Origin of the sequence: Bartonella sp. MU37NMGALS, assembly GCF_042194015.1 — a bacterium.
Taxonomy (GTDB): Bacteria; Pseudomonadota; Alphaproteobacteria; order Rhizobiales; family Rhizobiaceae; genus Bartonella; species Bartonella grahamii.
Window position 1 is genome coordinate 244697 of record NZ_JBHIML010000001.1, and the last position, 12568, is coordinate 257264.

A 12568-nucleotide genomic window follows, 5' to 3' on the forward strand; every position below is an offset into this window, starting at 1 on the left:
AAAATAACGTGTAAAGTTAAAAAGCTTAGAAAAAACTCTAAGCGTGTCCCATTTCAGAAGCAAGATAAGTTGGATCGATACCCATGCGTGTTAAACTTTTATCATACTTGCAGCTTAAATCACTTTCAAAAAGAAAACTAGGTGATGTAGAACTGATTAGCCAACCATTTGTAGAAATTTCTGCCTCAAGTTGCCCCGCTTTCCATCCAGCATAACCTAACGCTACCAGTGCATGTTGCGGACCTTGTTCGCAACTGATCGCTTTTAATATATCAATAGTCGCAGTAAAACAGACCTTATCTGCAATAAAAACAGTTTCTTCACAAGCATAATCATCTGAATGAAGGACAAAACCACGCGAAGGATCAACAGGACCACCATAGCGAACTGGAAACTGTTTTATTGGTTCAGAAAGACTTTTTTTTTGGCCCCTGTCTATGACTCCCAAGTGAAGCAAAAGATCTGGAAAATCAATATGATGCAATTGATTGAGAATAATGCCCATCGCACCAGCATCAGAATGCGCGCAAATGTAAATAACAGAACGAATAAAGCGTTTGTCATTCATCCCAGGCATTGCTATGAGTAATTGTCCACCTAAAAAGCCATTACACCGCTTCATTAATTTGTTATTCTCCATAATTTACATGGTAAAAGTTTGTTCATTTAGTACACTAGGAAAATAAAAATCCAATGAAAAAAAGTCATGTATTTACAAATTTACAAAATATCGCAACTTTCTTTTATAAAAATCTTTTAGTTACTTTAAGCTTAACATTCATAGTTTTAGAATTACTTAACATTCCTGTAAATGCTCAAAAAGAACAAAAACTCCAGCTTTTCGCAACATCTTGGTATGAATCAGATGGTGGTCGTATCCGATTAGCAATCACCGAACCTTCTCTTTCTGGAATAAGAGAAGGCATTATTGAGATTGTGCTTAAACCAGGATGGAAAACTTACTGGCGTAATCCAGGTAATTCTGGCATGGCACCGTTTTTTAATTTCAACCAACAGGTTTCTTATGAAATCTTTTATCCTACCCCACAGCTTTTTGAAACAGAAAATGATTGGTCATTAGGCTATAAAGATAAAGTAATATTGCCCTTCAATCTTTCTGGTTCAAGCAAAAATTTAAGTGGTGCTTTCACTCTTGGATTATGTAATAAAATCTGTCTTCCATTTACTGTTAACTTTGATTTTTCGCCATCTGCTCTTAAAAATAAACATCTTCCTGCTTCCTTCTTAAAAAATGCCCAAGATTCTTTGCCCCGCATGATGCAGAATGCACTAAAAATAAGTGCCGAAAAAAATAACAGTACCCTTCTTATAAAAATACAAAATAACAACAAGACCACTCCTTCCTCTCTCTTTTTAGATGGAGGAGAAATGCAAATTGGAGCAGCAAAAAAAGTCAGTGATAACGCAGAATATACACTCTTCAGTGCTCCACTCTATTTCGCACCAGAAGAAATAAACCAAAAAATTTTTTATACAGTTTCTTTTAAAGATTACGCCTTAAGTGGAACATTCATATTCCATACGCAGCCAACCCCTCTTGCGACTCCGCGATAAAAGAAAAAACTCTCAAACAGTAATTATGCTGGAAAACATCCATTTTCGCGATATTGAGAAATTGCTTTGCGAGCAAGGGCATCTGCGCGTTCATTTTCTGGATGTCCCGCATGTCCTTTTACCCAGTGCCATCTGACTGTATGACAAGAACAAGCATCCTCAAGAGCTTGCCATAGCTCCATATTTTTAACAGGATTTTTTGATGCAGTGCGCCAATTATTCTTTTTCCAATCTTCAATCCACTTAGATATACCGTTACGCACATAAACTGAGTCTGTATAAAGGTCGACCAAACAGGGCTCTTTAAGTGCCTTTAATGCACAAATTGCCGCCATGAGTTCCATTTGATTGTTTGTCGTATGGACCTTACCGCCATAAAGCTCACGTTCATGACCATTCCAGCGTAAAATTGCTCCCCATCCTCCAATTCCAGGATTCCCTGAGCAAGCACCATCTGTATAAATTTCAACGACTTTTTGTTGAGTTGCCATAAAATTTAAAAACCTAATTCACTTAGCGAATTTACATTACTGAAAAAACAAAGCTTGTGCCAATACTCCCATGGATCTTTCTTAATAACAAAGCTATTAGGCGGTGTATTAAACCAATCATAAAGACGTGTGAGTAAGAAACGTAAAGACGCACCACGAGCTAACAAAACAATCTTGTCCAATTCTAAAGGGATCAATGGTCTTATTTTTTGATAATTTTCCAATAACTTACGTGCTTTGGCCAGATTATAAGAATGATCAAGCTCAAAGCACCAAGCATTTAAACAGATCGCTAAATCATAAGCAAAAAAGTCATTACAAGCAAAATAGAAATCTATTATCCCAGAAAGACGATGATTCACAAAAAAGACGTTATCATTAAATAAATCTGCATGAATAATGCCTATTGGTAAATTGAGCGGCCAATTTTCCTGTAAAAAAGCTAATTCTAACTCAATTTTTTGCCCAAATTCTTTTAATAATGCATCTTCTTTTGTTTGACAACGTTGCCACAATACCTGCCAATCCATAACAGAAAGAGTATTTTTACGACTAAGTGTAAAATCCTGTCCTGCTAAATGTAATTGTGCTAACCCCGTCCCCACTTCGCCACAATGATCTATAGTGGGCTGGCGGACCCACTCTCCTTCCAGAAAAGTAATAATAGCAGCAGGGCGTCCTGCTAATTCACAGATCATCATTCCATCATTTTGAATAACAGGTTGAGGACAAGGAATTCCACGCTGTCCTAAATACTGCATCAAGCGACAAAAAAAAGGTAAATCATCTTTTGAAATACGTTTTTCATAAAGTGTTAAAATAAATCGCCCTTGTGTTGTCTCTAACATAAAATTAGAATTTTCAATCCCCTCCTCTATACCTTGATAAGACAAAAGTGACCCTATTGCATAACGTGTTAAAAACACTTTTAAATCATTTGAATGAATATCTGTATAAACGGCCATTATTCTGCTTTCGTTGTAGACATGTCTGTATTCTGATTTTCATTTTTTGCATTATTTGCTTGACCATTGACGAAAGCCATATCTTGCGACGTTAAAATGACGTCACGTAATTCGCGACTCACTAAAAATTTTTCCGTTTCTACTGCTGTTTCAGCTAATTCTATTGTGACATTATAACGCTCACGAAACGCTGAAATAATTTCATCAATAATAATTTCAGGAGCCGAAGCCCCTGCTGAAAGACTGACAATAGAAAGAGCTTTTAGGTTTTCAAAATTAATTTCATCAGCGCGCTGAACTAAAATAGCTTGCCGCGCACCAGACTTTTCGGCAACCTCTACTAAACGTCGTGAATTAGAAGAATTTGGCGCTCCAACAATCAAAAACAAATCACTCCCCTTTGCTGCTGCCTTAACCGCATCTTGTCGATTCGTTGTAGCATAGCAAATTGACTCAGCCGCTGGGGCTGCTAATGTAGGGAAACGTTGTTGTAATATATCGAGAATTCCTGCCGTATCTTCAACAGAAAGCGTTGTTTGTGTAACAAATCCTAATTTATCTGGATCATTGGGGAGATAATGCAAAGCATCTTCTATCGTTTCAATAAGCGTCACAGCCCCTTCTTCAAGCTGTCCCATTGTCCCTATCACCTCAGGATGACCAGCATGACCAATCAATATAACATGACGACCATGACGTTGATGTCGTATCGCTTGTTTATGAACTTTCGAGACCAACGGACATGTTGCATCGAGATAAAACAAATTATAGCATCGTGCTTCTTCTGAAACAGATTTTGGTACACCATGAGCAGAAAAAACAACCGGTTGATTGCGATGTTCTTCTGGAATCTCATCAAGTTCTTCAACAAAAATAGCTCCCCGTTGCTGTAATCCCTCAACCACGTAGCGGTTGTGTACAATTTCATGACGAACATATACTGGAACACCATATTTTTTTAATGCAAGGAGAACAATCTGGATAGCACGATCAACCCCTGCACAAAATCCACGTGGACCACAAAGACGTATCGTTAAAGGGGGAAGTCCAGACATAAATCATCCTTAATCTCTATAGTTTTAGCTATATATTCAAACAACTTATCATTATACACGAATAAGCAATGTAAAAAAACTGGCAATAGCATCTTTTGCATAAGAACACACTCTATCGTGTTTTCTTACGAGATTTTCTTGCAGCAAAGCTCTTTTTAAATTTGCTTTTTCATTTTATTTGCCTAAAGAGCGATAAAATACCAAACAAGAGATTCAATCAAAAGAACTCCAAAGATAGCTGCCAAATAAAGTAACGAAAAGAAAAACAGTTTTTTTGCCATCAAAATAGTTTCATTATGTGTATCAGCTTTCCACAAACGATAGGCAAAATAAACAAAGATAATGCTTAAAATTGTTGAAAAAATACCATAAAAAATTCCGCCAAGACCAGTAAAGCAAGGAGCAGCAGCGCACAATGCCATCAAAATAGTATAAAATAAAATCTGCTTTTTTGTTGAATGTTCACCTCGAACATTAGGCATCATAGGAATACCTGCAGCCTCATAATCAAGGGATGAAAATAAAGAAAGAGCCCAAAAATGAGGGGGGGTCCACATAAAAATGATTAAAAATAATAAAAAGCTATCAATACTCACTGTCCCTGTTGTCACGGACCATCCAATCATTGGTGGGAAAGCCCCAGAAGCACCACCAATAACAATATTTTGTGGTGTGATACGTTTTAACCAAATTGTATAAATAACGACATAAAAGAAAATCGTAAACGCAAGAAAAAATGCTGCAAACCAATTAATGAAGCTCCCCATAACCAATACCGAAAGCATAGAAAGAACTATGCCAAAAATAAATGCTTTTCGGGAACTGATTTTACCCATAGGAATAGGACGCTTTTTGGTCCGTTCCATCACGGCATCAATGTCAGCATCATACCACATATTCAGTGCTCCCGCACCGCCACCACCAATGGCAATACATAAAATCGCTAAAAAACCATACAACGGATTGATAGGAACAGGCGATACAAGCAAACCAACCAGAGCCGTAAAGACCACAAGAGACATAACACGTGGCTTTAATAACGTGATATAATCACCAATACCGGATCTTGGTGGTGTTGCTTTACCATTCACAACCGATAACTCTCCTGAAACTGACATTCCGCTCAAAGCCCTTTTCCATTTCTGTCATTCACAAACCAATATTATCTAGCGTATGGAAATGATCAATTAAGACCAATCGTATTTTTGAGAAAATATGAAATACCTCGTTCGCACGTATCCCCTAAAAATAGATGGAATATTGGCAACAAAAATACATTTTTTCAATCAACATTCTCTCCTACATTACAAATGTATCATAAAAATATATCCTATGGATTAATATATTTGGGTAAATACTGATTTTGTGTTATAGTTTTTATGTGGGGAATTCATTTTTTTATGTAAATCTATGTATGGTTGTATGTGTGTTGAGTCGGGTAGGATTTTCTGTGATACTTTATAAATTACTCAAAAAAACTTTTTTTATTGGTGCTGTTCTTTACACACTTTATAGTAGTTTTATCAATCATGCATTTGCACAAACACCTTATGCGCAAAATGTCCCTGCTCCACAAACCTATGGTGCATGGACAAAAGTTTGTGCTCTACCGCCAGGTACACCTAACATGCAGTGTGAAATTGTACAAAACGTTCATACACAAGGTCGTCATGATATTACTTTGCGTGTTACATTTTATAAACTTCCTCAAAAGCAAGGTGCTTTGATGCGTGTTTTTGTTCCGATTCGCGTTGAATTACGTCCTGGCGTTGGAATTAAAATTGACGATAAAAATATGGGCAGAATGGAATATCGTCGTTGTCTTGGTGATAATTGTGTTGCTGAAGCCTTTCTTAAAGAAGACATATTGCAGCTCTTTTTAAAAGGAAAAATGGCAACCTATTTTATCTTTACAACTCCTGAACAAGGGATTGGAGGTTTTGTTGACCTTCATGGTCTTGCCGACGCCTATGCAACCTTACCTACATGAATGAAATCGATACACTTTAGACGATTAAAATCTCATCGTATATTTTGAAAGCTTCTTAAATTAGATTAATAAAAATCTTCTAAGTTCCCATAAAATAGGATAATTCTTATGAAATCGCTGATAGATCATTTTGATATTACTTCCTCTAAAGTGCAATCACTTGTACAAGAAACGCTTCATCATGCTGATGATGGTGAGCTTTACCTTGAGTATACAGAAAGCGAAGCTCTTTTATTTGATAATGGACAGCTTAAAAACGGCTCTTTCCATCAAGATATGGGGTTTGGGCTGCGTGTCGTTGCTGGAGAAGCTACCGGATATGCATATTCTAGTGAATTATCAGCTGCTGCACTCAAACGTGCTAGTGAAGCAGCTAAAGCTATTACCTATAATAATCATGCGGGAACTTATAGCATAGCACCTCAACAAACAAACAAAAAACTTTATCAACCGCATAATCCCCTTGATGCTCCATCATTTGAGGAAAAAAGTGCTCTTTTGCAAAAAATTGATGCCTATTTACGTGCTAAAAATGATAAATTGCATCAAGTGACTGCTTCTCTTTCCGGCTCGCTACAACATGTTGAAATTTTACGTGCAGATGGTTATTTGGTTCGTGATATTCGTCCCCTTGTGCGACTTTCTATATCTGTGGTCGCAGCTGAAGGCAATCGACGTGAAAATGGTTTTTATGGATGTGGAGGGCGACAAGCATTTGACCAATTTATTCATGAAGACAATTGGAAAAAAGCTGCGGATGAAGCCTTACGTATGGCTTTAACAAATTTAGAAGCAGAAGCAGCACCTGCAGGATCTTTTGATGTTGTCTTAGCCAATGGATGGCCTGGCGTTATGCTCCATGAAGCCGTAGGTCATGGTTTAGAAGGTGACTTTAACCGTAAAAAAACATCCGCTTTTGCTGGACTTTTAGGACAACAAGTTGCGGCAAAAGGTGTTACAGTTGTTGATGATGGAACAATTCCACAATGCCGTGGCTCTCTCACTGTCGATGATGAGGGGACCCCTTCAGGATATAACGTTCTCATTGAAGATGGAAAGCTCGTTGGTTTTATGCAAGACAGGCTTAATGCACGGCTTATGGGAGGTAAATCAACTGGAAATGGACGGCGTGAATCTTATGCTTATGCACCAATGCCACGAATGACCAATACAATCATGCTAGGAGGAGATAAAACACCTGAAGAAATCCTTTCTTCACTCAAACATGGTATCTATGCTGTTTCATTTGGTGGAGGACAAGTTGATATTACTTCTGGAAAATTCGTCTTTGAATGTACTGAAGCATACCGAGTAGAAAATGGTAAAATTGTAGCACCAATCAGAGGCGCAACTCTTATTGGAAATGGACCGGATGCTATGAAACGTATTACAATGATTGGTAATGATAGTAAACTTGATAATGGTATCGGTATGTGTGGAAAAGCTGGCCAAAATGTCCCTGTTGGTGTTGGTCAACCTCATCTTCGAATCAATAATATGACAATCGGTGGAACTGCGCTTATAAAAGAATAAGCTTTCTCATTCCTTCCCAATATTGCCTCCTTCTCATCTATCACGACCATTTTGTGAGGAGGTTACAATACATTGATTTATAAAGATAATCTATCGTTGTTCATATTAAATTAGAACCTTGAATACCATAAGATTCTCTCATTTCAAATCTGTTCCATATTGAATCAATCAAAATCATTCGTTTGTACGTTACAGATGGGGAGAGTCATATGAATAAAACCTGTACAAGAAAGGACCAAAGATTCCTCTTATGGACCGTCTCAAGTAACAAGAGTTATAGCCACATTGGAAGATGACAAATATAACACTGGCACCGGCTTGTTCAGACACATCTTCTTCTTAATACATTAGTCTTTTGTGTGGGATAATTTGCCTTTTATATTTCATAATAAAAAGTTCAAAATAAAAAACACTTTCTACATTCAGTGCTCTTAATTCAACGAGAAAAAGGTTATTATTATAGATAATTTTTGGAGAGATTTTATAATAATACTCAAGTAAACTTTAAAAAAAATCTTCATGGCATTAAAAAATTTTTAAGCTAAAGCTTCCAACCTTTCTTTTTTTTCTTTTTGCTCAAAACAGCAACAATTTCGACATGTGGTGACCATAAAAATTGATCAATCGGTATGATTTTTTCTACTGTATACCCCCCTGCAACAAGAAGAGATAAATCACGAGCAAATGTAGTAGGATTACAGGAAATTGCCACAACACGTGATACTGTCGTCTTAGCTAATTCACGTACTTGTTGCTCTGCACCAGCACGGGGAGGATCAAAAACAACACTCTCAAAACACTCAAGTTCCTTTATAGAAAGGGGATGTCGGAAAAGATCACGTTTTTCACAAGTGACCGTTTTTAAACCAGTCGCAAAACGTGCTGCTGTATTTAGATTTCTTAATGCATCTTCATTATTTTCTACTGCATGAACATTCATCTTTTTTGCCATACGCAAAGTAAATGTTCCTATCCCTGAAAACAAATCAACAGCATTCTTTGCTTTTTTTAAATGAGTCAAAATAATATTGCCCATTATATTTTCAGCTTCGCAGGTTGCTTGAAGAAAACCACCAGAAGGAAATTCAACACGGACATCTCCAAAGTAAATCTCTGGTTTTTCTCGTTCAACCAAAACTTCACCATCAACAGATAAACGTATAATCCCATATGAAAGAGCAGCACTGATCATTTTCTGACGAAGTGATTCATGGTGTACAATGCAACCGCTTAAAGCAACATCTAAACCATTTTCAACACGTGTTATTGTAACATGAAACCGTTTGGCAGAGCTGCTTAGAAAAGCACAGAGCTCTCTGATATTATGCAACTGAGAAATAAGCTCTGGACAGCTTACTGGACATTCCTCAAGAGCTACAATCTCATGAGAGAGATAACGGTTAAAACCAACTTTTTGCCCCTGTGGGGTCATAGATGCTGTTAGAGTAATCCGCCGTCGGCTATAAGGTTTACATTCTATTAAAGGCGCAACAACATTATTAAGTCCATACTTTTTAAGCGCATCAACAACCAATTGTTGTTTCCATACGCGATAAGCATCCATATGCCAATGCTGAAGAGTACACCCTCCACATTCTCCAAAATGCTGACAAAGAGTATCAATGCGTTCTAATGATTTTTCTTTTAATGCTATACATGTTGCATATTTTCCATGAACAGTAATTTCAGCACACTCTCCTGGTAAAGTAAAAGGAACATAAACGAAGCCGCGAGACGTCCTAGAAGTACCATACCCATTTGCTCCGATATGGTCGATTATGACATTGTCACTCACTCTTGTTTTTCTCCGAATAGTAAATATTCCACGTTGCCATCACCACCTGTAATAGGGGAAGGAATTAAACCTCTTGCGCTCCACCCTGTTTGTGTATTTAACCAAACAAAAAGCGCCTCAGCAGTTTCTTTAGCTATTGATGGATTTAATATTCCCCTCTTACTAAAGTGTTTACGACCAACCTCAAACTGAGGCTTTACCAGTAAAACAGCTTGAGCGCCCTTCTTGGCTAAAGACAAAACGGGAGGCAATGCAAGTTTGAGAGAAATAAAGCTAACATCTGAAACGATAAGATCAATTTCTCGCCCACCTAAATGGTTATGTTGAAAATCTCTAACATTCAAGCCTTCTAATAACGTTATAGCACTGTTGCCCAATAAACGTTTATCAAATTGATGATGCCCAACATCAACGGCAATTACATGAGCCGATCCACGTTCTAAGAGAACTTGTGTAAAACCACCTGTTGATGCACCAACATCAATGGCCGTCACTTTATCTGTTATAATCGGAAATGCATCAAGTGCAGCAATCAATTTTAACGCTGCCCGAGAAACATAATTCTGCGCTGGATCACAAACAGCAATCTCTGCATCACCAAAAACAATTTGCCCAGCTTTAAAAACGATTTCGCCGTTAACTTTAACAGTTTGACGCATGACAGCATCACGTGCGCGTGAACGTGTCGTAAAAAAGTTTTTTTCAACTAAGAGAATATCGAGCCTTTTTCTGGCAGCCATATCATACTCGAATTTTTTATCCTGTTCGAATCTCGCGGCCTAAAGCAGTAAAAACCGTGTTGACAATACCCATAGCATCAAGCCCGATAGTTGAGAGAACTTTTTCTGGTGCACCATGATTCAAATACTCATCAGGAAGTTTTAGTGTACGAACTTTCAAACCATGCTCTAAGAGCCCTTCTTGCGCTAAAAATTGTAATATGTGCGCTCCAAAACCACCGATTGCCCCTTCTTCAATTGTCACCAATACTTCATGCTCACGTGCCAAACGACACATCAAATCCTTATCTAAAGGTTTCGCAAACCGTGCATCTGCAACCGTTGTAGATAATCCTTCAGCCTCTAACGCATCAGCAGCTTGCAACACTTCTGACATCCGCGTTCCAAAACAAACCAAAGCGATCCTATTTCCTTCACGCAGAACACGCCCCTTTCCAATTTCTAATAACTCACCACGTTGCGGTAAATCTATACCAATACCCTCACCACGTGGATAACGAAAAGAAATTGGTCCCTGATCATAAGCTGCAGCTGTACGCACCATATGCATCAGTTCAAGCTCATCAGAAGGTGCCATAACAACAAACCCAGGAAGAGTGGACAAAAAAACAATATCAAAACTTCCAGCATGTGTTGCACCATCTGCCCCCACAAAACCTGCGCGGTCAATAGCAAAACGTACCGGTAATTTTTGAATTGATACATCATGAATAATTTGATCATAAGCACGCTGTAAAAAAGTAGAATAAATTGCAACAAAAGGCTTGTACCCTTCACAAGCAAGTCCTGCCGCAAAAGTTACGGCATGTTGCTCAGCGATACCAACATCAAACATTTTTTCAGGAAATTTTTTCGCAAAAGAATCAAGACCTGTCCCTGTTGGCATCGCTGCTGTTATGCCAACAATCTTATCATCATGGCGAGCTTCTTCTATTAAAGCTTTAGAAAATACCTTGGTATAGGGTAGAATATTACTTGATGCTTTAACCTGTTTTCCTGTCGTGACATCAAAACGATTAACACCATGATATTTATCAGGTGATGCTTCTGCAGGTGGATATCCCTTTCCCTTATGTGTGACAACATGCACCAAAACAGGACCACTAGGATATTCACGAACATTTTTTAAAACAGGCAATAAATGCCCCAAATTGTGCCCATCTATGGGTCCAAGGTAATAAAAGCCAAGCTCATCAAATAAAGTTCCCCCAACCAAAAGTCCACGCGCAAATTCCTCTGAACGACGCGCCTTATCCAAAAAAAACTTTGGCAATTTTTCGCTCAACATCTTTACGCGTTCACGCAAATGACGATAAGAAGGACGAGATACTAATCGTGCAAGATGTGCACTCATAGCACCTGTAGGTGGTGCGATAGACATATCGTTATCATTAAGCACAACAATCAAGCGTGCATCCAAAGCACCAGCATTATTCATTGCTTCATAAGCCATGCCCGCAGACATTGCACCATCACCGATGACAGCTATGATATTGCGTCTTGTCTCTGCTTTCAAAGCACTTGCCACCGCCATGCCAAGCCCCGCTGAAATAGAAGTAGAAGAATGACCCGCTCCAAATGAATCATACACACTTTCTGAACGTTTTGTAAAACCTGATAATCCGCCCTCTTGACGTAATGTGCGAATTTTTTCTCTACGCCCCGTTAAAATCTTGTGTGGATAGGTTTGATGACCAACATCCCAAATAATCCTATCCTCTGGTGTATTAAAAATATAATGTAATGCAACAGTGAGCTCAACAACACCAAGTCCTGCCCCAAGATGACCACCTGTTACAGAAACCGCATCAATTGTTGCGGTCCGCAATTCATCAGCCAACTGTACCAAATCAGACTCAGGTAATGCCCGCAAATCTTGCGGAAAACAAATACGGTCAAGCAATGGTGTTAAAACCTGAGACAAAAAAAAACCTTTCTATTATCTTAACTCAAGAAAACGCAACGATAAAAATGTATCTTCTCTACTCTTATTTATAGTTTTGCATCTTTTTTTACTGAAAAATGTTCTTTTCTATTTGAGATGAGCTATAACTTCCTCATTTTTAACTTATTTTATAAAAAAGAAATCAATCGATTTAATTTTCTATAAAAAAGGTTATTATATCTCCTCGTTTCACAATAAATATTCAAAATATTTAATATTATTTAGCATCAAGTGGTTCTACTCCTTCTGGAGAACCTTCTTCTGAAAGTTGTATTTTTTCAATTTTAGCTTCAGCAACTCTTAAGAGTTTTTCACAATGCTTTTTAAGCGCTTCACCGCGTTCATAAATATCAATGGATTGTTCCAAAGGCACATCGCCACGTTCCAAATTTTCGACAATAACTTCAAGTTGCTGAAGCGCTTGCTCAAAGCTTAAAGTCGTAATATCCCCCTCTTGTATCTCTTTTTTCATATGAACC

General features: G+C 37.9%; 12 protein-coding genes. 3 read left to right on the forward strand and 9 right to left on the reverse strand.

Annotated features, from left to right (window positions below):
• Positions 1–37: 37 nt before the first annotated feature.
• Positions 38–622: a YqgE/AlgH family protein gene (locus tag ACFIJP_RS00990; RefSeq protein WP_375625118.1), complete on the reverse strand. Its 585-nt coding sequence runs from the start codon at positions 620–622 to the stop codon at positions 38–40.
• Between the two features lie 71 nt (positions 623–693).
• On the opposite strand from ACFIJP_RS00990, the gene ACFIJP_RS00995 reads away from it, so the two are divergent.
• A complete protein-coding gene (locus tag ACFIJP_RS00995) occupies positions 694–1575 on the forward strand; it encodes a protein-disulfide reductase DsbD domain-containing protein (protein ID WP_375625119.1) in 882 nt (293 codons plus the stop codon).
• Positions 1576–1598: 23 nt separating this feature from the next.
• Here the strand turns inward: ACFIJP_RS00995 and rnhA are convergent, their stop codons facing one another.
• The 4 genes from rnhA to cyoE form a co-directional block, all read right to left on the reverse strand.
• Positions 1599–2066 carry a ribonuclease HI gene (gene rnhA / locus ACFIJP_RS01000; RefSeq protein ID WP_375625120.1) on the reverse strand — a complete coding sequence of 156 codons (468 nt, stop codon included), beginning with the start codon at positions 2064–2066 and terminating at the stop codon, positions 1599–1601.
• A gap of 5 nt (positions 2067–2071) precedes the next feature.
• Complete coding sequence (locus ACFIJP_RS01005) at positions 2072–3031, reverse strand: homoserine kinase (RefSeq protein ID WP_375625121.1); 960 nt, start codon at positions 3029–3031, stop codon at positions 2072–2074.
• Positions 3031–4086: a 4-hydroxy-3-methylbut-2-enyl diphosphate reductase gene (gene ispH / locus ACFIJP_RS01010; protein WP_375625122.1), complete on the reverse strand. Its 1056-nt coding sequence runs from the start codon at positions 4084–4086 to the stop codon at positions 3031–3033. Before ispH ends, ACFIJP_RS01005 begins: the two co-directional genes overlap by 1 nt.
• Positions 4087–4268: 182 nt before the next feature.
• Entirely contained in the window at positions 4269–5204 is a 936-nt protein-coding gene (gene cyoE, locus ACFIJP_RS01015; RefSeq protein ID WP_375625123.1) for a heme o synthase, read from the reverse strand.
• Between the two features lie 296 nt (positions 5205–5500).
• On the opposite strand from cyoE, the gene ACFIJP_RS01020 reads away from it, so the two are divergent.
• Positions 5501–6076: an invasion associated locus B family protein gene (locus ACFIJP_RS01020; RefSeq protein ID WP_375625124.1), complete on the forward strand. Its 576-nt coding sequence runs from the start codon at positions 5501–5503 to the stop codon at positions 6074–6076.
• A gap of 108 nt (positions 6077–6184) precedes the next feature.
• Positions 6185–7609: a metalloprotease TldD gene (gene tldD, locus ACFIJP_RS01025; RefSeq protein ID WP_375625125.1), complete on the forward strand. Its 1425-nt coding sequence runs from the start codon at positions 6185–6187 to the stop codon at positions 7607–7609.
• A 541-nt stretch (positions 7610–8150) separates the two neighbouring features.
• On the opposite strand, the gene ACFIJP_RS01030 is transcribed toward tldD, so the two are convergent.
• The 4 genes from ACFIJP_RS01030 to ACFIJP_RS01045 form a co-directional block, all read right to left on the reverse strand.
• Positions 8151–9404, reverse strand: coding sequence for a class I SAM-dependent RNA methyltransferase (locus ACFIJP_RS01030; RefSeq protein ID WP_375625126.1), 1254 nt, complete (start codon positions 9402–9404; stop codon positions 8151–8153).
• Entirely contained in the window at positions 9401–10144 is a 744-nt protein-coding gene (locus ACFIJP_RS01035) for a TlyA family RNA methyltransferase (protein WP_375625127.1), read from the reverse strand. The genes ACFIJP_RS01030 and ACFIJP_RS01035 overlap by 4 nt, the downstream gene beginning before the upstream one ends.
• A 16-nt stretch (positions 10145–10160) precedes the next feature.
• Positions 10161–12068 (reverse strand): 1-deoxy-D-xylulose-5-phosphate synthase, encoded by a 1908-nt coding sequence (dxs, locus tag ACFIJP_RS01040; protein WP_375625128.1) that lies wholly within the window; start codon positions 12066–12068, stop codon positions 10161–10163.
• A gap of 238 nt (positions 12069–12306) precedes the next feature.
• Positions 12307–12561, reverse strand: coding sequence for an exodeoxyribonuclease VII small subunit (locus tag ACFIJP_RS01045; protein ID WP_375625129.1), 255 nt, complete (start codon positions 12559–12561; stop codon positions 12307–12309).
• Between the last annotated feature and the right edge of the window lie 7 nt (positions 12562–12568).

Coding starts and splice junctions, on each gene's coding strand:
- ispH (WP_375625122.1), bottom strand. CDS start 4,086: ATGTCTGGACTTCCCCCTTTAACGATACGTCTTTGTGGTCCACGTGGA.
- cyoE (WP_375625123.1), bottom strand. CDS start 5,204: ATGTCAGTTTCAGGAGAGTTATCGGTTGTGAATGGTAAAGCAACACCA.
- ACFIJP_RS01035 (WP_375625127.1), bottom strand. CDS start 10,144: ATGGCTGCCAGAAAAAGGCTCGATATTCTCTTAGTTGAAAAAAACTTT.
- rnhA (WP_375625120.1), bottom strand. CDS start 2,066: ATGGCAACTCAACAAAAAGTCGTTGAAATTTATACAGATGGTGCTTGC.
- tldD (WP_375625125.1), top strand. CDS start 6,185: ATGAAATCGCTGATAGATCATTTTGATATTACTTCCTCTAAAGTGCAA.
- ACFIJP_RS01020 (WP_375625124.1), top strand. CDS start 5,501: ATGGTTGTATGTGTGTTGAGTCGGGTAGGATTTTCTGTGATACTTTAT.
- ACFIJP_RS00990 (WP_375625118.1), bottom strand. CDS start 622: ATGAAGCGGTGTAATGGCTTTTTAGGTGGACAATTACTCATAGCAATG.
- ACFIJP_RS01005 (WP_375625121.1), bottom strand. CDS start 3,031: ATGGCCGTTTATACAGATATTCATTCAAATGATTTAAAAGTGTTTTTA.
- ACFIJP_RS00995 (WP_375625119.1), top strand. CDS start 694: ATGAAAAAAAGTCATGTATTTACAAATTTACAAAATATCGCAACTTTC.
- ACFIJP_RS01045 (WP_375625129.1), bottom strand. CDS start 12,561: ATGAAAAAAGAGATACAAGAGGGGGATATTACGACTTTAAGCTTTGAG.